The 23,476-nt window shown below is 60.0% G+C and carries 20 protein-coding genes; 11 read left to right on the forward strand and 9 right to left on the reverse strand.

The features are described 5' to 3' along the window. Positions 1-87 precede the first annotated feature (87 nt). Positions 88-1,641: a helicase HerA-like domain-containing protein gene (locus tag ACZ1G7_RS01575; protein WP_472663647.1), complete on the forward strand. Its 1,554-nt coding sequence runs from the start codon at positions 88-90 to the stop codon at positions 1,639-1,641. A 38-nt stretch (positions 1,642-1,679) separates the two neighbouring features. Here the strand turns inward: ACZ1G7_RS01575 and ACZ1G7_RS01580 are convergent, their stop codons facing one another. Both ACZ1G7_RS01580 and mazG read right to left on the reverse strand, forming a co-directional pair. After that, complete coding sequence (locus tag ACZ1G7_RS01580; RefSeq protein ID WP_472661769.1) at positions 1,680-2,306, reverse strand: LysE family translocator; 627 nt, start codon at positions 2,304-2,306, stop codon at positions 1,680-1,682. After that, the gene (gene mazG / locus ACZ1G7_RS01585; RefSeq protein WP_472661771.1) at positions 2,303-3,112 is read right to left on the reverse strand and encodes a nucleoside triphosphate pyrophosphohydrolase; all 810 of its coding nucleotides are present in this window, start codon (positions 3,110-3,112) and stop codon (positions 2,303-2,305) included. The genes ACZ1G7_RS01580 and mazG overlap by 4 nt, the downstream gene beginning before the upstream one ends. 57 nt (positions 3,113-3,169) lie before the next feature. Between mazG and ACZ1G7_RS01590 the strand changes: the two genes are divergently transcribed. Then, positions 3,170-4,330, forward strand: a complete 1,161-nt coding sequence (locus ACZ1G7_RS01590) for a M20 aminoacylase family protein (RefSeq protein WP_472661772.1) — start codon at positions 3,170-3,172, stop codon at positions 4,328-4,330. 89 nt (positions 4,331-4,419) lie between these two features. Here the strand turns inward: ACZ1G7_RS01590 and ACZ1G7_RS01595 are convergent, their stop codons facing one another. Continuing rightward, positions 4,420-5,676, reverse strand: coding sequence for a winged helix-turn-helix domain-containing protein (locus ACZ1G7_RS01595; protein WP_472661773.1), 1,257 nt, complete (start codon positions 5,674-5,676; stop codon positions 4,420-4,422). Between the two features lie 39 nt (positions 5,677-5,715). Here ACZ1G7_RS01595 and ACZ1G7_RS01600 point away from each other — a divergent pair, with 39 nt between their 5' ends. Together ACZ1G7_RS01600 and ACZ1G7_RS01605 are read left to right on the forward strand one after the other, a co-directional pair. Next, a complete protein-coding gene (locus ACZ1G7_RS01600; protein WP_472661775.1) occupies positions 5,716-6,471 on the forward strand; it encodes an SDR family NAD(P)-dependent oxidoreductase in 756 nt (251 codons plus the stop codon). Beyond that, on the forward strand, positions 6,468-7,649 hold the full coding sequence (locus ACZ1G7_RS01605; RefSeq protein ID WP_472661776.1) for an FAD-dependent monooxygenase: 1,182 nt from the start codon (positions 6,468-6,470) through the stop codon (positions 7,647-7,649). The genes ACZ1G7_RS01600 and ACZ1G7_RS01605 overlap by 4 nt, the downstream gene beginning before the upstream one ends. Here the strand turns inward: ACZ1G7_RS01605 and ACZ1G7_RS01610 are convergent. The 3 genes from ACZ1G7_RS01610 to ACZ1G7_RS01620 are packed head-to-tail and all read right to left on the reverse strand — an operon-like array spanning position 7,646 to position 10,988. Next, complete coding sequence (locus ACZ1G7_RS01610) at positions 7,646-8,614, reverse strand: glucokinase (RefSeq protein WP_472661777.1); 969 nt, start codon at positions 8,612-8,614, stop codon at positions 7,646-7,648. The two genes, ACZ1G7_RS01605 and ACZ1G7_RS01610, sit on opposite strands and share 4 nt — an antisense overlap. Before the next feature lie 9 nt (positions 8,615-8,623). Continuing rightward, entirely contained in the window at positions 8,624-9,949 is a 1,326-nt protein-coding gene (locus ACZ1G7_RS01615; protein WP_472661778.1) for a GH1 family beta-glucosidase, read from the reverse strand. Position 9,950: 1 nt separating this feature from the next. Next, on the reverse strand, positions 9,951-10,988 hold the full coding sequence (locus tag ACZ1G7_RS01620) for a LacI family DNA-binding transcriptional regulator (protein ID WP_472661780.1): 1,038 nt from the start codon (positions 10,986-10,988) through the stop codon (positions 9,951-9,953). Between the two features lie 234 nt (positions 10,989-11,222). Here ACZ1G7_RS01620 and ACZ1G7_RS01625 point away from each other — a divergent pair, with 234 nt between their 5' ends. The 5 genes from ACZ1G7_RS01625 (at position 11,223) to ACZ1G7_RS01645 (ending at position 17,562) form a co-directional block, all read left to right on the forward strand. Continuing rightward, a complete protein-coding gene (locus tag ACZ1G7_RS01625) occupies positions 11,223-12,578 on the forward strand; it encodes an ABC transporter substrate-binding protein (RefSeq protein ID WP_472661781.1) in 1,356 nt (451 codons plus the stop codon). A 70-nt stretch (positions 12,579-12,648) separates the two neighbouring features. Beyond that, positions 12,649-13,629: a carbohydrate ABC transporter permease gene (locus tag ACZ1G7_RS01630; protein ID WP_472661783.1), complete on the forward strand. Its 981-nt coding sequence runs from the start codon at positions 12,649-12,651 to the stop codon at positions 13,627-13,629. Beyond that, positions 13,629-14,753, forward strand: a complete 1,125-nt coding sequence (locus ACZ1G7_RS01635; protein WP_472661785.1) for a carbohydrate ABC transporter permease — start codon at positions 13,629-13,631, stop codon at positions 14,751-14,753. Before ACZ1G7_RS01630 ends, ACZ1G7_RS01635 begins: the two co-directional genes overlap by 1 nt. A 9-nt stretch (positions 14,754-14,762) precedes the next feature. After that, positions 14,763-16,421 (forward strand): alpha-amylase family glycosyl hydrolase, encoded by a 1,659-nt coding sequence (locus ACZ1G7_RS01640; RefSeq protein WP_472661787.1) that lies wholly within the window; start codon positions 14,763-14,765, stop codon positions 16,419-16,421. 16 nt (positions 16,422-16,437) lie between these two features. Beyond that, positions 16,438-17,562: an ABC transporter ATP-binding protein gene (locus ACZ1G7_RS01645; protein ID WP_472661789.1), complete on the forward strand. Its 1,125-nt coding sequence runs from the start codon at positions 16,438-16,440 to the stop codon at positions 17,560-17,562. 3 nt (positions 17,563-17,565) lie between these two features. Here ACZ1G7_RS01645 and ACZ1G7_RS01650 read toward each other — a convergent pair whose 3' ends face one another. Further along, a complete protein-coding gene (locus tag ACZ1G7_RS01650; RefSeq protein WP_472661791.1) occupies positions 17,566-18,525 on the reverse strand; it encodes a glycosyltransferase family 2 protein in 960 nt (319 codons plus the stop codon). A 189-nt stretch (positions 18,526-18,714) separates the two neighbouring features. On the opposite strand from ACZ1G7_RS01650, the gene edd reads away from it, so the two are divergent. Together edd and eda are read left to right on the forward strand one after the other, a co-directional pair. Further along, positions 18,715-20,520: a phosphogluconate dehydratase gene (edd, locus tag ACZ1G7_RS01655; protein ID WP_472661792.1), complete on the forward strand. Its 1,806-nt coding sequence runs from the start codon at positions 18,715-18,717 to the stop codon at positions 20,518-20,520. A gap of 54 nt (positions 20,521-20,574) precedes the next feature. Then, on the forward strand, positions 20,575-21,210 hold the full coding sequence (eda, locus tag ACZ1G7_RS01660) for a bifunctional 4-hydroxy-2-oxoglutarate aldolase/2-dehydro-3-deoxy-phosphogluconate aldolase (RefSeq protein ID WP_472661794.1): 636 nt from the start codon (positions 20,575-20,577) through the stop codon (positions 21,208-21,210). Positions 21,211-21,228: 18 nt separating this feature from the next. Here eda and ACZ1G7_RS01665 read toward each other — a convergent pair whose 3' ends face one another. Then, the gene (locus ACZ1G7_RS01665; RefSeq protein ID WP_472661796.1) at positions 21,229-21,834 is read right to left on the reverse strand and encodes a DUF6778 family protein; all 606 of its coding nucleotides are present in this window, start codon (positions 21,832-21,834) and stop codon (positions 21,229-21,231) included. Positions 21,835-21,913: 79 nt separating this feature from the next. Then, complete coding sequence (locus tag ACZ1G7_RS01670) at positions 21,914-23,470, reverse strand: trimethylamine methyltransferase family protein (RefSeq protein WP_472661797.1); 1,557 nt, start codon at positions 23,468-23,470, stop codon at positions 21,914-21,916. Positions 23,471-23,476 lie beyond the last annotated feature (6 nt).

The following is a 23,476-nucleotide window of genomic DNA, read 5'->3' on the forward strand; positions in this document are numbered from 1 at the left end:
AGGCATCATGGCAACGCGAACATACTGGCACAGGCAGGTTAACAATGTATGTTCAAGCCCAGAATTGTTTTGATGCGGGGGCGCGGCATGTCGGATGATGGCGTAATTTTTGTAGGTGGCGGTGGTGACGGCTATGGAGAGGCGCAGCACCTTTTGCTCAAATATGCCAACCGGCATGGGCTGATCGCTGGCGCCACGGGCACTGGCAAAACCGTAACACTGCAAATTCTCGCGGAGAGTTTTTCAAACGCAGGCGTGCCCGTCTTCATGTCCGACGTGAAAGGCGATCTGTCGGGGTTGGCCGCCGCTGGAACAACGGCGCATAAATTGCACGCCCCTTTTATGGATCGCGCCAAAAAGATCGGCTTTGACAGCTATCAATACGAGGCGTTCCCCGTCACCTTCTGGGATCTCTACGGTGATCAGGGCCACCCGGTGCGCACCACCGTCTCCGAGATGGGCCCCTTGCTGTTGTCGCGCTTGCTGGAACTGACGGAAGCGCAGGAAGGCATCCTCAATATTGCTTTCCGCGTGGCCGATGAAGAAGCGCTGCCATTGCTGGATCTCAAAGACCTGCAAGCGCTTTTGGTTTTCGTTGGTGAGCATGCCAAGGAGCTTGCGCTGCGCTACGGCTTCGTGTCTCCGAACTCTGTCGGCGCGATCCAACGCCGCCTGCTGGTGCTGGAAAATCAGGGCGCTGCGGATTTCTTCGGCGAACCGGCGCTTGATTTGGAGGATATGTTCCTCACCGATGCGGATGGCCGGGGGCAGATCAATATTCTGGCCGCCGACAAGCTGATGGCCGCGCCAAAGCTCTATGCGACTTTTCTTCTATGGCTGCTCTCTGAGCTGTTTGAGACCCTGCCAGAGATTGGCGATCCTGACAAACCGCGCTTCGTGTTCTTCTTTGACGAGGCGCATCTCTTGTTTGACGGTGCGCCCAAAGCGCTTGTCGACAAGGTCGAACAGGTCGCGCGGCTGATCCGTTCCAAAGGGGTGGGCGTCTATTTCGTCACGCAAAACCCGGCCGACGTGCCGGAGGATATTTTGGGCCAGCTTGGCAATCGCGTTCAGCATGCCCTGCGCGCCTTCACGCGTCGCGACCAGAAAGACCTGCGTGCGGCTGCCGACACCTACCGCGAAAACCCGCGTTTCGATATCGAAGACGCGATCAAAGAAGTCGGCGTCGGCGAGGCTGTGACCTCCTTTCTTGTCAAAAAAGGCATGCCGGGCGTGGCCGAACGCACGTTGATCCGTCCGCCATCCTCGCAATTGGGCCCGATCACCAAGATCGAGCGCAAAGCCGTGATCATGGACTCGCCCGTCGCCGGGAAATACGAGACCGCACTTGATCGCGACAGCGCGTTTGAGATGCTGGCCGAACGCGCCGCCAAAGCCGCTAAGGAGGCTGAAGAGGCCGAGGCCAAAGAAGAAGACATGGAAGCCCGCGAGCGCGAATATCAAACCGGTCGCCGCTATTCCGGCACGCGGGTGAAACGCTCCACCGCGAAACGGACCCGGTCGCGGCGTGGCGATACATCAATGCAAGCCTTCACCAAATCGATGATGCGTTCGATTGGCACGAAAGCAGGCACAGCCATCGTGCGCGGTGTTATGGGCAGCTTGTTTAAAGGCCGGTAAGCAGAGTGCGAGTGGCGCAGGCGGCTTGCGCCCCCGATCTAACGCTGCGCGGTGACCAGTTTCAGCGCAAGCGCGACAAAGACCATGCCCGCAATCCGGTTGAGCCAGACCTGGACGGTGGGTGAGCCGCTGAGCCATTGGCCCAAGCTTCCCGCCGCGACCGCGATCCCGCCAAACACCACAAGCGTGACCACAAACATCAACGCACCCAGCTGGTAGAATTGCGCCACCAGTGACCCCAAATCCGGGTCCACGAACTGCGGCAAAAAAGCCAGCATGAAAATGGTTACTTTCGGGTTGGCAACGTTCATGATGAAGCCGCGCAGATAAAGCTTGCTTGCAGCCGTTTTCGGCCGTGCTTCGCCTTCTAATACGGTCTGACCCGCGCTCAATGCGCCCCAGGCAAGGTAGAGCAGATAGGCAGCGCCCGCATATTTCAGCACCGCGAAGGCCAGCTCGGAAGTCTGAAAAATGACAGCGACGCCCAGTGCCGCGGCGGTTGTGTGCACCAACAAACCAGAGGCCAGCCCCAAAGTGACGCAAAAGCCCGCCAAGCGGCCATGCAGCGCGGATTGGGTCAGCACAAAGATATTGTCGGGCCCGGGCACGGCGGCGAGCGCGGTCGCAGCCACGATGAAAAGAAGGGCCGTGTCGATTGAAATCATTGACGTTCCCGCCGTTTGGCTTCGTCCCAAAGCGCGTCCATCTCGGCCAGATCGGATTGCGCGGGCGTCTTGCCGCGTTGCGCCAAAAGCGCCTCTACCTGTTCAAACCGGCGCGTGAATTTGGCGTTTGCGGCGCGCAGGGCTTCTTCGGGATCGACCTTCAGATGCCGTCCGAGATTGGCCATAACAAAAAGAAGGTCGCCGAATTCCTCCGCCACCTCCGTCTGGGTGAGCGTGTCACGTGCCTCAACCAACTCAGCAGATTCTTCGTTCAGTTTGTCGAGCACTTGGGTCGTGGAGGGCCAATCAAACCCTACCCGCGCGGCCCGTTTTTGCAGCTTCACCGCGCGCATCAGGGCGGGCAGGCCAATGGCGACCCCGTCCAGGGTGCCGCCCTGATCTTTGCCCGCGCGTTCGGCGGCTTTGATCTTTTCCCAATCCGCGGTTTGCTGGTCTGCGCTCTTGTCCCGGCTTTCATCACCAAAAACATGCGGGTGGCGCGCGACCATTTTGTCCGAGATGTTGTTGGCGACGGAGGCGAAATCGAAATGCCCCGCCTCGCTGCCCATCTGGGTGTGGTAGACAGTTTGCAGCAGCAAATCGCCAAGCTCGCCTTCCAGCTCACCCCAATCGGCGCGCTCGATGGCGTCGGCGACCTCATAGGCTTCCTCGATTGTGTAGGGGGCGATGGTGCCAAAATCCTGCTCGATATCCCAAGGGCAGCCAGTGTCCGGGTCCCGCAGGCGGCGCATAATCTCGATCAAGCGCTCCATCGGGCGAGTCGTGTCGTAAATCAGCTCGGTCATTGCGCGCGGGTCCGGTTTCAGCGAGGGTTGGCGCACCAGATCACACAGGAGCGCCGGATGCCACCCATCAACCGCATCGCCGATTTTGCCGAGGATATGAAGACCTGGCGGCGGCATCTGCACATGCATCCCGAGCTGCAGTTTGACTGTCACGAGACGGCGGCTTTTGTGGTGGCGCGTTTGCGGGAGTTTGGCATTTCAGAGATTCATGAAGGGATCGCCAAAACCGGCGTTGTGGCGATCATTGAAGGCCAGGGGCAAGGGCCGACCATTGGTCTGCGCGCCGATATGGACGCCCTGCCGATTGTCGAAGCAACCGGCGCGGACTATGCCTCAGTTGTGGAGGGCAAGATGCATGCGTGCGGGCATGACGGACATACAACCATGCTGCTGGGCGCTGCGCGCTATCTGGCTGAGACGCGCAATTTCAAAGGCCGCGTCGCACTGATCTTTCAGCCCGCTGAAGAAGGTGGCGGCGGGGCGGGCGTGATGGTGGAAGAGGGCATCATGGAGCGGTTTGACATCGCGCAGGTCTACGCGCTGCACAATACACCGCAGGCCAAAGAAGGCGCGATTTATACCACGCCAGGACCGATCATGGCGGCCGCCGACACGTTCCATATTCACATAACGGGCGAGGGCGGGCATGGCGCTTATCCCAGCGAGTGCAAGGACCCGGTGGTGGCCTGCCTTGCGATTTGCAACGCGATCCAGACCATTGTCTCACGCGACCGGCATGGGCTGGAGGATTTGGTGATCTCCGTGACGCAAATCCACACGGGCACGATCGATAATGTCATCCCCGACAAGGCCTATATCAACGGCACAATCCGCACATTTGATCCCGCCGTGCAAGCCATGGTCAAAACCCGGATGGCGGCGATTTGCGCAGGTATTGCGGCAGCTTACGGGGTTGCGGCAGAATTTGTTTTTGAGGCGGGCTACCCCGCGACGATCAATCACGCCGCGCAAGCGTCCTTCGCCGCCGATGTGGCGCGCGATATCGTGGGCGAAGGCGCTGTAATTGACAACGCACCGCCTGAAATGGGCGCCGAGGATTTCGCCTATATGCTGGAAGCGCGCCCGGGGGCATATTTGTTTTTGGGGCAGGGGGACGGCCCGGGGCTGCATCACCCCAGCTACGATTTCAACGATGAGGTCGCCCCGATTGGAGCCAGTTTCTTTGCCAAGCTGGTTGAGGCGGCACAGCCGATTTGAATCAGCTGACTTGAAATGGCGGAGGGGGCTCTGCCCCCGGCGCGTGCGCGCCTCCCCCGGAATATTTTTGAAACAATGAAGGCGTCAGCTCAGCGCATCCAGTCTTGAGCGAAGTCGATATGTTTTGAGTTTGCGAGGCGGGCCGTGCGCTCCAGCGCTGATGTCAAACGCGCGCGGCGGCCGGGGCCGAGCTTGACGCCGCGCTCGGGCCAAAAGGCGCGCACGGTCATGGTCTCGGACGCGCGGTCGCATTTCATATCGATGCGCCCGATGATTTTGGCCCCTTCCATGACCGGAAAAACGTAATAGCCATATTGGCGTTTCGCTTCGGGGACGAAAATCTCAATCCGGTAGTGAAAGCCGAACAACCGCTCTGCGCGTTTTCGGTCGCGCAAGGCGGGATCAAATGGCGACAGGATGCGGATCATGCCCGGCGGCTCTGGTGCGTCCTTGGCGCGGTCGATGACACCCGGGCGCGCGTAAGCCGCGCGGCTCTGGCCGGTTGCGTCTTTGATGTCGATCTCGATCAATGATCCCTCCGCGATACCGCGGGCGCACCAATCCTTAGCTTCTTGTTTGGTCGTCAGGTCCCAGAAATTGGCGATTTCGCCCGACGTGCCAAAGCCCAACCGGTCCAGTGCCGCGTCGCAGGCCCAGTCCACTGTGTCTGCCAAATAGGTACGCGCGTTGAGGTATTCGGGCGGGATCACCCGTTCCGTCAGGTCGTAATATTTGCGAAACCCCTTGCGGTGACACACGGCCACATCGCCCTTGCGCCACAGATATTCGAGCGCGGTTTTGGACGGGTGCCAATCCCACCATCCGCCTGAACTGCGCGCCTCGTCGCCGCCGACATCGGCCGAACAACACACGCCGTGATCCGCGATTTGGTGCAGCACGCCGTCCATCTTTTCTTCAAACCCGTCGCGCCGCCAGGCGGTCCAATTGGTACGGATGCGTTCGGCCTCCCGGTCCATTTTGTGGCGCCAATGCGGGAAAAATTGCATCGAAATGATCGACGCGTCATGCGTCCAATGCTCAAAGGCTTTGCGGTCGCGGCTGACCACCGGGTCGAGGTGGTTTTGCCGGTAGCTTTGGCGCCGCGCGTGCAAGATCATGTGATGGGCCCGCGCGACGGTGTTGATGCTGTCAAGCTGCACGAACCCCAAATCGTCAATAACCCCCGCAAGATCGGCGCCTTTGCCGGTCCCGCTGGGCCGTGTGGCCAAGCCGTGATGGTCCAAAAACAGGCGGCGGGCGTCCAGATTGTTGAGGCGTGGGCGGGGGTCATAGGCGAGCTTCCGACATTTCCCACGATATTGCGCCGAGGGGGCCTGTTCCGCCACCCGGAACCTGCTAAATTCGTAAAAAATCTAGGGGCGCATATGGAACAGGTGGTGGCATTGGTGAGCGGCGGGGCCTCAGGGCTTGGGGCCGCGTCGGCACGTGCAATCGTGGGGGCAGGCGGCAAGGTCGTTTTGCTGGACCGCGATGCGGAGCGGGGGAACGCTTTGGCGGCTGAGCTTGGCGAAAACGCCCGTTTTGCGCAAACAGATGTCACCGATGAAGGTTCCGTGCAAACGGCGCGCGACTGGGCGCTGAGCGAATTTGGCAGCGTCACGGCGGTGGTCAATTGCGCCGGGATCGCGGTTGCTTCAAAAACCGTGGGGCGCGACGGCGCGCATCCATTGGCCGATTTTCAGCGCTCAATCGACATCAATCTGGTGGGCAGCTTCAACGTTGCGCGTCTGGGCGCGGAGGCTATGGCGCAAAATGCCCCCGACGCGGATGGGCAGCGCGGGGTGATCATTCATACCGCTTCTGTCGCCGCTTTTGAGGGGCAAAAAGGCCAACCCGCCTATGCCGCGTCAAAGGGCGGGATCGTTGGGATGGTGCTTCCGATGGCGCGCGATTTGGCCAGCATTGGCGTCCGGGTCATGGCGATTGCGCCGGGCCTTTTTCTAACCCCGATGCTGGAAGGATTGCCCGAGGCCGCGCAAGAGGCGCTCGCCTCACAGCCGCTGTTTCCCAACCGTCTGGGACGGCCTGAGGAATTCGGTGCGATGGTCAACACAATCATCGCGCAGCCCTATTTGAACGGCTCGGTCATCCGGCTTGATGGGGGTATCCGCCTACCATGAAGGCCGTGATCTCAGGGGCGGGGATTGGCGGGCTTGCGGCAGCGCTTGCGCTTGCGCGCGCGGGGCACGATGTCGAAATATGCGAACAGGCGCCTGAGATTGCTGAGGTCGGCGCGGGGTTGCAAATCAGCCCGAACGGCATGCGTGCCCTGTCCCATCTTGACGTGGCCACTGCGCTCGAACCCTTTGTTTTTGAGCCGCCGGCAATTTCGATGAGGATGGGCAAAAGCGGGCGAAAGATTTTCTCCTTGCCGATGCAGGGCTATGCCCAGAAGCGTTGGGGTGCACGGTTCGTACAGGTCCATCGCGCCGATTTGCAGCAAGTGCTGCGCAGCGCTTGCGTTGAGGCGGGTGTCGTGCTGCGCACCGGTGCACATGTCACCGGATATGTGCGCGAGCGCGGCGGTGCCAGCCTGTATCTGGCGCGGGGCGGGCGCATTTTTGGCGATCTGGTGATTGGCGCTGACGGGTTGCATTCTGTGATCCGCGCCCAGATTGCGGGGCCAGATCGCGCGCGCTTTACCGGCAATGTCGCCTGGCGCTGCGTGGTCCCGGAGGAGACCCTGCGCGCCGACGCGCCACCAGCTGAGGGCTGCATTTGGGCAGGCGCGGGCAAACACGCGGTGACAACACGGGTCCGCGCAGGCGCGGAGGTGAATTTCGTGGGTATTGTCGAGCAAGACAGCTGGCGCGAAGAAGGGTGGAGCGTGCAGGGCAGCCGCGAAGACGCTTTGAAAGACTTTCGCGATTGGGTGCCGCAGATCACCTCGATCTTATCCTCGGCGCGCCAGATCAACCGCTGGGCCTTGTTTGACCGCCCGCCTTTGGCGACATGGTCGGACGGTCCGGTGACATTGCTGGGCGACGCAGCGCACCCGATGTTGCCGTCCATGGCGCAAGGCGCGGTGCAGGCGTTGGAAGATGCCTGTGTCTTGGCAGATTGTGTCTCGGTAGAGCCCGATCCGCTTGCAGCGCTAAGCCGCTATGAAGGGCTCAGACGTGCGCGCACGGCGCAGGTGCAACGCCGCTCGGCGCAGAATTTACGGCTTTTTCACAAATCGGGTCTGGGGCAGATCGCGGCCTATGCGCCGATTTGGGCGGCGGCGCGGCTTTCGCCTGCGCTGATCCATCGGCGTCAGGATTGGATTTACAGCTACGATCCGACCAAGCAGGTCTAGCTTGCTTCCAGAACGCTCGCGCAACCGGTCAGCGCGGCATAGTCATCTTCGATCACATGGACGCCAAAATTCTGCATGAACCCCGCAAATCGGCCCTTGTCGCGGAACGCATCGAGAAAGCCCAAGCCTTCGAAATGACGCGCGAAGGCGCGCGCGACGCCACCTGCGAAATAGACGCCGCCGAAGGGCAGGTGGATCAATGACAGGTTGCCCGAAACGGTGCCCAACATGCGCACGAACATTTGTGCGGCCTCCTGCGCGTTCGGGTCTGATGCGTCTTCGAACCCGGCCATGATTTGGGCGGCTGATTTCTCAGTCCGGGCGCCCGCGTTTTCGGACAGCCACAGATAGACCCGCTCCAGGCCGCGCCCTGACAGCATATCTTCAACTGCCGGGAACCCATGCGCCGTCTCAAAGAACCGCATCAAGGCCAGCTCGTCTTCGGTGCGGATCGGAAGGTTCGCGTGACCGGCTTCAGAGGCCGGAACGTAGCGCCCGGCCGGGGTTTCAAAAACCGGCGCGATGTTGAAACCGGTGCCAACCCCGATCACAAGCTTTGTGGCCTCATCCCCGGCTTGCGGGCCGCTGACCAGCGTTCTGACGGAGCCGTCCGCCAAGTGTCCGATCGCATGACCTTGTGCTTGCAGGTCATTGAGAATGCGTGTTTTTTCGGCCCCTGTGGCGCCAGACAAGCTGGCCTCATCAATTTCCCAATCCAGATTGGTCAGCGTGCCACGACCATCCTTTACGGGACCGGCAAGCGCCACGCAGGCACCTTTGCAATCAACGCCGCCTTGTTCCTCGATGAACAGGCGCAGCACGGTTTCAAGCCCGGGGTGGTCCTTGTTTGGATAGCGGCGCACGGTTTCGGTCAGAACCCGCCGGCCCAATGCCAAAGCGACGCGGGTATTTGTGCCGCCAATATCGGCAACCAGGCTGTAAGTGTCGGGCGTGTGGGTGGGCATAGGTCTTCCTTATTGCGCCTGCGGGGTGGCAAGGGCGCGCGCTATCGCGTGATAAGACGCTTTCGGCGTGCGCTCAAGCGTGTCGAAATCCACATGGATCAACCCGAACCGTTTTTCATAGCCAAGCGCCCATTCGTAATTGTCGAGCAGGGACCAGAATGTGTAGCCCTTGACCGGCACGCCCTCATGCGCGGCGCGCGCGACTGCTGCCAGATGGGCGTCAAGATAGTCGATCCGCTCGGCGTCCATGCGCCCGATCTCATCGGCATTGGCCATGCCGTTTTCGGTCACAAACAGCGGCAGGCCCTTGGTGTAGTTTTCATGCACCCAGGTCAAGAAATGATGCAGCCCGTCGGGGTAAATCTCCCAGCCCATTTGAGTCTTGGGCAGCGGGCCGTCGACTTCGTCATGGGAGGGCCAGGCGCCGTCATTCGGCGCGATCACCTTGCGGGTGTAATAGTTCAGCCCCAGCCAGTCGACGGGCGCTCTGATAAGGTCAAAATCATCCTGCCATCCGGTCGGCATATGCGGCTCTAGCCCCGCCATCACATCGTCGGGGTAGGCGCCTTTGAACAGCCCGCCCAGAAAGAAGCGGTTGTAATAGCCGTCATAAAGCTGGGCGGCTTTCGCGGCATCCGGGCTGTCATCGACCGGCGCGGCATATTCAAAATTGCACACCGCCCCAAGGTTGGTCATCCCCAGCCCGCGCATCACCTCAATGGCCTTGCCATGGGCAACCAGCACGTGATGCATCGCATGCGCCGTCGCGCGAATATCGCGCAGGCCCGGGGCGTGATGTCCCGCGAAATGGCTGAGCCAACCCACGCACCAGGGCTCATTGATTGGCGCGCAGGAATAGACGCGGTCGCCAATTCGGCCCATGATCACCTGCGCAAAATCAGCGAACCAGTTTGGCAAGTCCGGGTTGCGCCAGCCCCCAAGATCGGCCAGCGGCACGGGCAGTTCCCAATGATACAGGGTGGCTTGTGGCTTCAACCCGCGTTCCAGCATCGCGTCGACCAAACGGTCATAAAAATCAAGGCCTTCTGTGTTGATCCTGCCACGCCCCTCAGGCATCACCCGCGCCCAGGAGGTCGAAAAACGGTAGGCATCAAGCCCCATATTCCGGGCGAGGTCCAGATCCTCTTCAAAGCGGTGATAGTGGTCGCAGGCCCGCTGCCCATGTTCGGCGCGCACAACATTTCCGGGCGTCGCCGCGAACGTGTCCCAATGGGTCTTGCCCGCGCCGCCGAACCCATGGCCTTCGATCTGGTAGGCGGAGGTCGCAGCGGAAAACAAAAAGCCCTCCGGGAAATCGGATCGTTTGAACTGCATGCTAGTCTTTCACTAGGGACGGTGCCGGGCCGGTGGAATGGCCAACAACAAGTTCCGCCTCCCACAGCTCAGCGATAGGTGTGGCGGGGGGCGCGTTGATGACGTCGATTAGGATCTCGGCGCAGCGTTTGCCCGCGTCGCGCACGGATGACCTTGTCGCGGTGAAGATCGGCTCACCCGCGCCGTTGGGCAGGTAGGAGATCGCGTCATCAAAGCAAATGATCGACACGTCCTTTCCCACTTTCAAACCACGTTCTTCAATCGCCCGTCGGATGCCCAACGCAGGCACGATGGACGCGGCAATAAACGCCGTCGGCGGGCGCGTTTTGCCCAGCATCTCGCGCGCTGCGGCATAGCCATAGGGCTCTGTCATCTCATCACTGCGCATCAGGGCAGGGTCAGGGGCGATGCCACGCGCGTTCAGCGCCGCCTCAAACCCCTGCCTGCGCCGTTGCGCAAAATCCATCCGTTCCAGCCCGTTGATCAGAGCGATGCGTTCATGGCCCAGATCAAGTAGGAATTCTGCGGCACGCGTGAAGGCGCGTTTGTTGTTTACATCCAGATGGTTGTAAGGCGTTCTTACATCGGTAGAGCGGCCATGCACCATGAAGGGGATGTTCAATTCCTGCAGCAGCGCAATCCGTGGGTCATCATCTGTCGGCCCGTGCACGATGAACCCGTCGACGGACCCTTTTCGGGCGAGTTCCTCATAGGCTTTCACCTCATCGTCATCGGACACAATCGACATCAGCATGTCATAGCCATTGCGGCCGTAAACCTCGCCCGCGCCGGAGATGAAGTCGGCAAAAACCACGTTCATCATTTCGTGCTGGATCGACACAGGAATCACATGGCCAATTTGCATTGACCGCCCTGTGGCCAATGATTTGGCGCGTTGATTGGGGCGGTAGCCATGCGCAAGTGCCGCGTCCTGCACACGTTTGCGCGTTGCTTCACTGACCTCGGGGTAGCCGTTCAGCGCACGGCTTACCGTCGTTTGGGACAGGCCCAACTTGTCTGAAAGATCACGCAAGTTCATTGTATCAGGTCTTCAAAGCGCTTTGAAACTGGAATGGATTGGTAGCGACAAAATATCTGCGGGTCAAAGGCTCAATGCTAAAAAATAAGAAATAATCTAAAGGTATGGAATGGATGAATTGACAGGCCGAGGGAAAACCGGCACGTTCCGCGCATCCAAAGCGCTTTGGAAATGATTCCCAAAGCGACAAGAGATGGAGTCGCGCATTAAACGCGCAACACTTGGGAGGACACCATGAAAACACATATTCTAACCAGCTTTGCCGCGCTTTCGCTCATGAGCAGCACGGCATTGGCCGATGGCCACTTGCCCTTCGCGCCCGGTGAGGGCGGATTCGGCTGGGATGCGCTGAGCGCCTTTGCCGACATCACCGATCTTAGCGGCCAGACGCTGACCATTACTGGCCCTTGGACCGGCAATGAAAAAGAAAAAGTCGACAAAGTGATCGCCTATTTCGAAGATGCGACTGGCGCCGATGTAAATTATTCCGGTTCTGACAGCTTCGAGCAGGATATCGTTGTGTCCGCGCGCGCAGGCTCTGCGCCGAACCTTGCGGTTTTCCCACAGCCGGGCCTCGCCGCTGATATGGCCAGCCAAGGCCTGTTGACGCCGCTCGCTGATGGCACTGCAGATTGGATCAGAGACAATTTCGCCGCTGGGCAATCTTGGGTCGATCTGGGCACTTATGCAGATGCCAGCGGCGCTGATCAGCTCTACGGCATTTTCTACCGCGTCGATGTGAAATCTCTGGTCTGGTACTCTCCCGAGGCCTTTGACGAAGGCGGCTATGAGATTCCTGAGACAATGGAAGAACTGCAAGCGCTGACCCAGGAAATCGCTGATGCAGGTGAGACACCATGGTGCATCGGTCTGGGATCAGGGGCCGCCACCGGCTGGCCTGCGACCGACTGGGTTGAAGACATGATGCTGCGCACGCAATCGCCCGCGGATTATGACGCATGGGTCGCCAATGAGATGAAATTTGATGATCCCAAGGTCATCGAAGCCATTGACGCCTTTGGCGAATTCGCCCGCAACGATGCGTTTGTCGATGGCGGCGCCTCCGCCGTGGCCAACACGGATTTCCGTGATAGCCCGACCGGATTGTTTGAAATTCCGCCAAAATGCTACATGCACCGTCAGGCGTCGTTCATCCCGGCCTTCTTCCCAGAAGGCACTGTCGTGGGTGAGGATGTGGATTTCTTCTACTTCCCAGCATTTGCTGAAAAAGACCTCGGCAAGCCGGTTCTGGGCGCGGGCACATTATTCGCGATCACCAACCCGTCGGACGCGGCAAACGCCTTCGTCGAGTTCCTGAAACTGCCCATCGCGCATGAGCTGTGGATGGCGCAAGGCGGGTTCCTGACAGCGCATGGCGGCGTGAACCTCGACACATATGCCGATGACAGCCTGCGCGCGCAGGGTGCGATCTTGCAAAACGCAACAACCTTCCGCTTTGACGCGTCAGACCTGATGCCAGCCGAGATCGGCGCGGGCGCGTTCTGGACCGGCATGGTGGATTACGCCACCGGCAAGGACGCCGCTGCGGTCGCCAAAGGCATTCAGGAACGCTGGGACGCTTTGAACTAAGCGACGCAGACACAAAAATGGCCCCGGCGGATGCGCCGGGGCTTCACGCTCGATCGGGGAGGGATCGTTCATGTCACCCATTCTTCAAGGCATTTTGACAATCGTGATCGGGGTGGGCGGCTGTGTCGGCTACTTTTTCGCCTCCAACCTGATCCTCGACAAATTCATCTTCCCCCCGCAGGCCGATAATCCGGGCCGCAACATCAACCGCGCCAATATGGTGCGCCCGTGGCTGTTCCTGTTCCCGGCCATGTTCGCGCTGAGCCTTTATTTGCTCTACCCGGTCGTAGGCTCCTTCTACCGCTCGCTTTTCAACCGGTCGGGCGATGAATTCATTGCCTTCGGCAACTACGTCTCGCTGTGGAACGATCCGGGCTTCGGCACCGCGTTCTGGAACAACGTCCTGTGGATGATTGTTGTCCCTGCCGCCTCCACCTTCCTGGGCCTGTTGGTCGCGCAGCTGACGGATCGCATCGCATGGGGCAATATCGCCAAGTCGCTGATCTTCATGCCGATGGCCATTTCCTTCGTCGGTGCGTCGCTGATCTGGAAATTCGTTTACGCCAACAACCCTGACATCGGCATGATCAACGCGATCCGCTTCGCCTTTGGCGCGACCGAAACGCTGGACGTGCTGCAGCTGCGGTTCTGGAATAATTTCTTCCTGATGGTCATCCTGATCTGGATCCAGACGGGCTTCGCCATGGTGATCCTGTCCGCCGCCCTGCGTGGCATCCCTGAGGAAACCATCGAGGCCGCGATCATCGACGGGGCCAACCCGTTCCAAATCTTCTTCAAGATCAAGGTGCCGCAGATCATGGGCACCATTGTGGTGGTCTGGACCACGATCACCATTCTGGTCCTGAAGGTGTTCGACATCGTCTACACCATGACCGGCGGCAATTTCGGCACGGAGATTCTGCCCAGCTACATGATGTCCTACATGTTCCGCGATGACGGGCGGGCGACCGCTGTGGCCTTCGTGATCATGCTGATCGTGCTGCCGGTGATGATCTGGAACATTCGCCAAGCCCGGCAGGAGATGCGCTGATGGACAACATTGCCGGAACCAAATCATCGCTCACATGGGCCGTCCACCTGTCGGTCGTCTTCCTCGTGCTTTTGTGGCTGGTGCCCACCATCGGCCTGCTGGTGTCCAGCTTCCGCGACCGGGACCAGATCACGGCGCAGGGCTGGTGGGCCTCTGCGCTGCCTGTGGTGCAAAACTTCGCCGTGAAGGCCGAGGGCGACCCGGTGGAAAAAGACGGGCTTTACGTTCTGGAAGGCAACATCTTCGGCGCGGACGGATCGGGCAAGGTCGAGCGTTTCGGCGGCCGCCGCGCGGCCCCCGACGCCTTCGCCCCCGGTGATCTGGGGGAGCTGACGAAAGACCGCACGCTCACCGTCGCCGCCAACGGCGATTTCACCTACACCTCACCGGCTGAGATCAAGCGCCCGCCCTCGATCTATTTCGCGTCTTCTACGCCGCCTGATTTCTCGCTCGCCAATTACGAGCAGATCATGACCTCAGACAATATGGACCGGGCCTTCATCAACACGCTGACGGTGACGATCCCGGCCACGATCATCCCCATTCTGATCGCGGCTTTTGCGGCCTATGCGCTTGCATGGATGGAATTCCCGGGCAGGGGGCTTTTGATCGCAATGGTGGTCGGCCTGCTGGTGGTGCCGCTGCAATTGGCACTGGTGCCGATGCTGAAACTGCACAACCTGATGGGGGTCGGGCAAAGTTTCCTTGGCATCTGGATGGCACATACCGGCTTTGGGCTGCCGCTGGCGATTTACCTCTTGCGCAACTACATGGTCGGCCTGCCGCGCGACATTATCGAAAGCGCCAAGGTCGACGGGGCCACAGATTTTCAGGTCTTCACGAAGATCGTGCTGCCGCTCAGCTTCCCGGCGCTTGCCAGCTTCGCTATTTTCCAATTCCTGTGGACGTGGAACGACCTGCTGGTCGCCAAAGTGTTCCTACCGTCAAATTCCGAAAGCTGGGTGATGACGGTCAAAATCGCCGACGACCTTCTGGGTTCTCGCGGCGGGGATTGGGGCATTCTGGCCGCTGCGGCCTTCATCTCCATCGCGATCCCGCTGATCGTGTTCTTCACCATGCAACGCTATCTGGTGCGCGGCCTTTTGGCCGGCTCCGTTAAGTAGAGAAACGCCATGACGCAACAAGACCCGAACCTGCAAACCCAAGCCAAGTCGGAGGCCGATTGGTGGCGCGGTGCAGTGATCTATCAGATCTATCCGCGCTCTTACCAAGACAGCAATGGCGACGGGATCGGCGATCTGCCGGGCATCACGGAACGTCTGCCCTACATCAAATCGCTGGGCGTGGATGCGATCTGGATCTCGCCGTTTTTCACCTCGCCGATGAAAGACTTCGGCTATGATGTCAGCGATTATTGCGATGTCGATCCAATGTTCGGCACGCTGTCAGATTTCGATACTCTGATCGCGACGGCACATAAGCTTGGTCTGAAAATCATGATCGATCTGGTGCTCAGCCATACATCGAACCAGCATCCTTGGTTTCAGCAAAGCCAGCAAAGCCGCGACGGCGAAAAATCTGATTGGTATGTCTGGGCCGATCCAAAACCCGACGGCACGCCACCCAACAATTGGCTGTCAATTTTCGGTGGCCCGGCCTGGCAATGGCATGCGGGGAGGGAGCAGTATTATCTTCACAACTTCCTGACCAGTCAGCCCGATCTGAACTTTCACTCCGAAGCGGTCCAGCAAGCATTGCTCGATGTCACCCGCTTTTGGTTGGAACGCGGCGTGGACGGTTTCCGCCTTGATACGATCAACTTCTATTTCGCCGACAAAGACCTGCGCGATAACCCGGCGCTGCCGCCCGAACAACGTAATGCCACCATCGCGCCGTCGGTGAACCCGTATAACCATCAGGAACATCTCTATTCCAAGAACCGGCCTGAAAATATCGCCTTCCTGAAACGCTTCCGTGCGCTGCTGGACGAATATCCGGGCCGCGCTGCTGTGGGCGAGGTTGGCGATGCCCAGCGCGGGTTGGAACTGTTGGGCGAATACACCAAAGGCCCTGACCGCGTGCATATGTGCTACGCGTTCGAATTTCTGGCCAAAGACAAGCTGACAGCCGCACGTGTGGTCGAAGTCCTGTCGCATCTCGATGAGATTGCGCCCGAAGGCTGGGCCTGCTGGGCGTTCTCGAACCATGACGTGATGCGCCACGCCTCGCGGTGGGATCTCAGCCCGGCGGCGCAAAAAATGTTCATCACGATGTTGATGGCGCTGCGCGGTTCCGCCTGTCTGTATCAGGGCGAAGAACTTGGCCTCTTTGAGGCCGATGTCGCCTTTGAGGACCTGCAAGATCCCTATGGCATTGAATTCTGGCCCGAATTCAAAGGACGGGACGGCTGCCGAACACCGATGGTGTGGCAGCCCTCCAATCAAAATGGTGGCTTTTCTTCCGGCACGCCGTGGCTGCCGGTCTCCGCCGACCACCTGTCGCGTAGCGTTGCGGGGCAGGAGGCCGACCCGGATGCGCCGCTCCATCACTACCGGCGCGCCATTGCTTTCCGGCATGGCAATCCGGCGTTGATCCATGGGGCGCATAGCCAATTGCGCAGCGACGGCGACGTGCTCAGCTTTGTGCGCGGTGATGGCGACACGCAGCTATTCTGCGCCTTCAACCTGTCGGACGCAGCGGCCACCGTGATGATGCCGCAAGGCCAATGGGAACCGATTGGCGCCGAGCTTGGCGGTGCAAATCCGGGCGCCGATGGAATTTTGAACTTGGGGCCCTGGCAGCCCTGTTTCGCGCGCGCGATCCGCGCCTGAGGGGGAGAGGAAAACAATGGCTGATCTCAAGCTAACCGATGTTGCGAAGACCTATGGCGGCACGGTTGATGTGCTCAAAGACATCAATCTCGACATCAAAACCGGCGAGCTGATCGTTTTCGTCGGCCCCTCCGGCTGTGGCAAATCCACATTGCTGCGCATGATCGCGGGGCTGGAGAAGATCACCGGTGGCACGCTGACCATCGACGGCGATCTGATGAATGACGTCCCGCCCGCGCAGCGCGGCATCGCGATGGTGTTCCAAAGCTACGCGCTCTACCCGCATATGACGGTGCGCGACAACATGGCCTTCGCGCTGAAGCTGGCCAAGAAAACCCCGGCCCAGATTGATGAGGCCGTGAACCGCGCCGCGAAAGTCCTGCAGCTTGACGAGTATCTCGACCGTCTGCCCAAAGCGCTGTCCGGTGGGCAGCGTCAACGCGTGGCCATTGGCCGTTCCATCGTGCGCGATCCCAAGGTCTATCTTTTCGATGAGCCGCTTTCCAATCTGGATGCCAGCTTGCGCGTGGCCACCCGGATCGAGATCGCCCAGCTCAAGGAATCCATGCCGAATTCGACAATGATTTACGTCACCCATGATCAGGTCGAAGCGATGACGCTGGCCTCCCGTATCGTGGTGCTCGATGCGCTGAAAGACAATGGGTACAGCCATTCCATCGCGCAGGTCGGCACCCCACTGGAGCTGTATGAGACGCCCGAAAATGAATTCGTCGCCAAGTTCATCGGCTCCCCTGCAATGAATTTGCTGGCTGGCGAGGTCGTCAGCACCGGGGCCGTCACCGGTGTGAAGGTCCATGACGGGGCAGGGGTGATCGAGGCGAATATCCCCACCACTGCCGATGATATGGGGCTGAAGGTCAATGTCGGCATCCGGCCCGAGGATATGGTCGCGACGGACAGCGACAATTACGCCTTCTCCGACACCGTCACAATCGCAGAGGCCTTGGGGGAGGTGACGCAGCTTTATTTCGCGGCACCTAGCTCCAGTAAAGACACTGACACGGTGATCGCCAAGCTGCCCGGCATCCACACCGATATGCGCGGCAAGACCCTGAAGATGTCGGCTGATCCTGCCAAGCTGCACCTGTTCGCGGAGGGCAAATCGCTGCTCTACCGCTAGGCACTACTTTGAAATCGCGCGGCAGCTGTCAAACAGATCAACGTTTTGCGGCAAAGCCATCAGCTGGTCAAACCGGGCGCGGTGGGTGTTGATCGCCTTCTTGCGATTGTGCATCAGCCGCCCGTCAGTCAGCGCATCCATCCGGTGCATTTCGTCCAGAATAGCGCCGGAGCGGCGTACAAGCGACAGGTCCGTCTCAGAATTGAAGTTGTTCACCGCCCAATACCGCGTCTCCAGCCCGCGGTTGTCCTGATGGGCGCTGCCGCGCGCGTTCTTCACCACATAACTGGCCGTGTCCTTCACCGCGTAATGGTTCACCTGCGCCAGCTTACGCCGCCCCGGGTCAGAGCTGCGCCAGTTCTTCATCTTGAATTTCCCCGGCGCAAGCCCGGAGCCATTCGTCAGCCGCACCGAGCGGTCGCCAAACCGGCTGCCACGCGGGTTGTGAATGCCGGGGCGTTCAAAGCTGGCGGGTTTGAACAGCGATTTGAAGCCGGAGAAATCCTTGGCAATCTGCGCCTCCGGCTCTGCGCGGGTAAACCGCCCTGTCACTAGGTCGTCGCTCAGCGCATCCTGCCCGTCATTGCCAAACAGCTTCCAGTTCACCACGATCTGGTCGCTGTCGGGCATTGCCGCAATCAGGTCATGGATTTTGCCGGTACCGGTGTGGATGGTCAGGAATTCGTCCAGATCAAGCGCAATCGCCCAATCGGCTTTGCGAAACGTGTCGCTGCGCGCCGCGCGTTTATAGGCTTTGACCTGATGCTGGCCGCGCCCGGCGCGGTTGTAGAAATACTGAACCGCGCCCAGCCGTTCCAACAGTTTCAGCGTCTGGTGGGTGTAATCGTCGGAATCGTTTTGGAAGAAAATAATGTCGTCAAAACCCAGCAATTTATGATGGGCGACCCATTCCAGAATGTAGGGGCCCTCATTCTTGGCGGTGGTGACAAGGGTGGTCTTCATCAAATGGGCTCGGTCCAAATGCGCATATAAAAAGCGTGGCGGGAGCAGTTTATCTGACAAATTGCTTACAAATCCTTTACCTTTGCCACAGCTCCATGAGGGCTGCGTCAAATCGTGCTGTCATAAAACTATGGCTGGACTGTTAGCGCTAACATTGCTATCTGCACGCCAAATGGAGGCACTCGCTCAATGGCACTGAACCCAGCTATCGCGCAGATCACGGATCGCATCGTGAAACGGTCGCAAGAAAGCCGCAAAACTTACCTGTCGCGCATGGCGCAGGCTGCGGAAGAAGGCCCGCGCCGTGGTCATTTGACCTGCGGAAATCAGGCCCATGCCTACGCGGCAATGGGCGCTGACAAGGACGCTTTGGTTGCCGAACAAGCGCCCAATCTGGGCATCATCACCAGCTACAATGACATGCTGTCGGCGCATCAACCGTTTGAAACCTATCCTAACTTTATCAAAGACGTCGCCCGCAAATCCGGCGCCACGGCGCAGGTTGCAGGCGGGGTGCCCGCAATGTGTGACGGGGTCACGCAAGGTCAGGTCGGGATGGAACTGTCGCTGTTTTCGCGCGATGTCATTGCGCTTTCAGCGGGTGTGGGCCTCAGCCACAACACGTTTGATGCGGCGGTTTATCTGGGTGTTTGCGACAAGATCGTGCCGGGGTTGATCATCGCGGCCGCGACATTTGGCTACTTGCCGGGGGTGTTTTTGCCCGCCGGGCCGATGACATCAGGCATTCCAAATGACGAAAAGACCGCCGTGCGCAAGAAATTCGCGAAGGGCGAGGTCGACCGTCCCGAATTGATGAAGGCAGAGATGGCGTCTTACCACGGTCCGGGAACCTGCACCTTCTATGGCACTGCGAATTCGAACCAAATGCTCATGGAATTTATGGGTTTGCACTTGCCCGGCGCGTCCTTCGTCAACCCGGGCACCGAGCTGCGCGATGCGCTGACAGAGGCCGGGACGCAACGCGCCCTTGAGATTACCAAGCTCGGCAATGACTATCGCCCTGTTTGCGACATTCTGGACGAACGCACATTCGTCAACGGTCTGGTGGGGCTGATGGCGACGGGCGGCTCGACCAATCTGATCATCCATATCATCGCCATGGCCCGCGCGGCCGGTGTTCAGCTCGATCTGCAAGACCTTTCAGATCTGTCCGATGTCGTGCCCTTGATGGCGCGCGTTTACCCGAACGGGTTGGCCGATGTGAACCATTTTCACGCGGCTGGTGGGCTGGGATATATGATCGGGGAGCTTCTCTCCGCAGGGCTGCTGCACCCAGACACCAAGACAGTTTATGGCAATGGTCTCAAGGACTACCATGCCGAACCTCATCTAAAGAAAGGTCAGATTTTCTGGGGGCCGGGAGCTGCCAAATCTGAGAATGAGAAGATCCTGCGTCCAGCATCAGACCCGTTCCAGGCAACAGGTGGTTTGAAGCAGTTGACCGGAAATCTTGGGCGCGCCGTGATCAAAGTATCCGCCGTCGATCCTGATCGGCATGTGATCGAAGCGCCTGCGCGCGTGTTCTCCGGCCAACAGGCCGTCAAAGACGCATGGCGCGCCCACAAACTGGATCGCGACTGCGTCATCGTTGTGCGTTTCCAAGGCCCCAAAGCCAATGGCATGCCCGAACTGCACGGGCTGACGCCGACCTTATCGGTGCTGCAAGATCGCGGCTTCAACGTGGCCCTTGTGACGGATGGCCGGATGTCCGGGGCGTCGGGCAAAGTCCCGGCGGCGATTCATGTCTCACCCGAGGCCGTTGACGGCGGGTTGATCGCCAAAATCGAAGATGGCGATATCATTCGCGTTGACGCCAAGGCAGGGACATTGGAAGTGTTGACCGAAGGCGTGGAAAACCGCGTGGCGGCGCAACCGGACCTGTCTGACAATGGCCATGGCATCGGGCGGGAGCTGTTTGACGTCTTTCGCCAAACCGTGGGCCGCGCGGATACCGGGGCCGGCGTTGTCGTTTAAGGTTGTCGTCTAAGATCGGCTCCGCGCCACCAGAAATTGATAAGGAACACCACTATGACACCGTTTGAGGCCAGCAATGCCGCCATCAAGATTTGCCAAATGGCGCCGATTGTGCCCGTGCTCGTCGTTGATGACGCGGCGCATGCGCAGCCGCTCGCGCAGGCTCTGGTCACTGGCGGGCTGCCCGCCTTGGAGGTCACATTGCGCACGCCATCCGCCTTGGAGGTGATCGCCGAGATGGCCAAGGTCGAGGGCGGCGTCGTGGGCGCCGGTACGTTGATGACCCCCGCCGACGTGATCGCCGCCAAAGAGGCAGGCGCCACATTCGGGGTCTCGCCCGGTGCCACCGACCGGCTGCTTGATGCGTGTGAGGATGCCGATCTGCCGCTGCTGCCCGGTGCGGCCACGGCGACAGAGGCGATGCGGCTTTTGGAACGCGGCTATTCGATGCTGAAATTCTTCCCCGCTGAGGCATCTGGCGGCGCGCCCGCGCTCAAAGCCATCGGCGCCCCGATCCCGCAGATCAGCTTTTGCCCCACCGGTGGTGTGTCGATCAAGAATGCGCGCGACTATCTAAGCCTGCCAAACGTGGTCTGCGCAGGCGGCTCCTGGGTTGCCCCGAAGGACAAGGTCACAAGCGGTGATTGGGCCGGTATCGAAGCGCTCGCCCGTGAGGCCGCAGCGCTCTAGCTTACCGCCCGCTCTAACTTATCGTCCAATGCTGGTGAAGGTCACGCGCGGGTCCGGGCCAATGCCCAGCCACCCGGCGGTGACTTTGGCAATGTGGTCGGTGATCCGCACCTTCTGGGTTTGCCCTTCCTGGGCCGCGATATAGGCTTGGCTGCCAACGTTTGCGGGCAGGTCGGCGCGGATCAGCTCCGGCTCCGTCAGGGCGTTGCCGGCCTTGTCGAACACGGTCATCGTGTAGCGAATGTCATGTACCGCAGCGGGCGCGCGTTGAACGGCGGCGGGCGTCACGGCGTGAAACTGCGCCAGCACCAGCTGGATCGTCACCGGCTTGCGGCCACGCAAATCTTTCGCGCCGCGGGTCACGCCCTCGCGCAGGATGTCGGCCACTTGCACGCGCCGGTCGCCCTCGCGTTCGCCGTGCCAGACGATGTCAAAATTCGGGGCGTAGCTGTTCTGCTCTGATGTGGTCAGCGCGTCGGGCACTTCGATCTGAACGGTGGTCACGCGCCAGTTCTTGGTCACGCTGGGCGACAAAGGTTCGTCGTAGTCGGTCTTCCATGTGCTGCTGCACGCGCCAAGGGCCAAAAGGGCCAAGCCCGCAAGGGCGGAGGAAGTAAATTTCATATCTGTCTACCTGACTTTTAAACACATCAACGAGCCCCCGCTCGCGGGGACTCTAGCAAAAACATGGGCTGCGGCGCAATTATTTCAGATGAATGTTGAACTTTTCCCTAATGGCTGTGTCCAAAATCGGGTCAAACTCCGCCGTGGAGGGGGCTGCAAGTATCGCATCCTTGCGCGCAACGGCCTTGGCAATCAGGTCCGGTTTGTCATTTTCGGCCCATTCTTTGGGTGAGGTGCGGTCGCCCAGGGCAGGGTACACGTAGTTGCTTTCCATCAGTCCCAGCGTCTGGTCGGTGCCCAAATAATGCCCCGGGCCAAGGCCCGATCCGTCGGTGCCCAGGCATGTTGCGCGAATCTCTTCCAGCCCCAGCGTGTCGTCGGTCACTTCGATGCCGCGCACGCAGCGTTGCGCCTGTCCGATCAAATCATCGCCCAGGATCAGCGACTCGTGGCAGAAGCCCAACAAAGACGCATGCATGCCCGCTGCCTCATAGACCATATTCAGCCCCGACAGCCCGGCCATCACGTTGGAACACATCTGCTCCCATCCGGCCTGCATGTCGGGCAGTTTGCTGTCCGACGCGCCTGCGGCGGCGCCTCCGGGGATGCCGTAGAAATGGTGCATCTGGGCGCATCCGGCGGTCAAAAGCGCCTGCTCGCCCGATCCCACGGACATTGCGCCTGTGCGTAGGTCCAGCCCGAAAGGCCAGGTCCCAAACACCGCCGGGTGGCCCGGTTTGATCGCGTTCACATAGACGACGCCCGCCAGACATTCGGCGACGGCCTGCACGATGGCGCCTGCAACGGTCGGCGGCGCGGTCGCGCCCGCCATGCCCGCTGACAGCAGCAACACCGGCATGCCATGTTTGATGCATTCCTCCATCACCTGACAGCTCTCGGTGGCAAATTTCATCGGTGGCACGACGAAGCAGTTGGTGTTGGACACGAAGGGCCGGGCGCGCCATTTGTCTTCGCCGCCCGCAATCATATGCAGCAGCTCAATGCCGCCTTTGACGAAGCCCGGTTCGGTGAACGACGTGCCGATATGTTTGGTGGTGCCACGCGCGCAGGCATAAATGGAATTGTGGTCCATCTCTTCATTATTGGGGATGTCGCGGCAGACCATCGGGCGTTGCAGGAAATGAATATTGTCCAGCGTGTTGGCAATCTTGGCGGCATCAAACAGGTCTTGAACCGTGCTTTCGCGGTAGTCTATGCCCTCGACATCAACCACATGCACGGCGGCCCCGGCGGTGCCATAATGCACTTTTGTGCCCGAAAGATTGAGGTCATGCACCGGGTCTCGTCCATGCAAAACCACCTCCTTACAGGCCTTTGCAAGCATATCTTCAACCAAGGCGCGCGGGAAACGCAGCCGCCCGTCATCGCCCAGAATGGCTCCTGCCTTGGTCAGGATGTCTACGCCGGAGGGCGGCGCATCCGCCAATCCGATCTGTTCCAACGCATCGAGCGCGGTTTCATGGATGCGCTGCAATTGCGCGTCGGTCATAGGCTTGTAGGTGCCGCCCTCCATGCCGGGGCGGATCGGGCGTTTGTCTTCGGCCAACGGTGCGGCGCGCAAGGCCATGCGTGCGGCGCGTCCACCGGAACGGCGTGTGCGGATTTGTTCTGTCATGGGTTT

This window comes from Litoreibacter sp. JB4-2, from assembly GCF_055693445.1.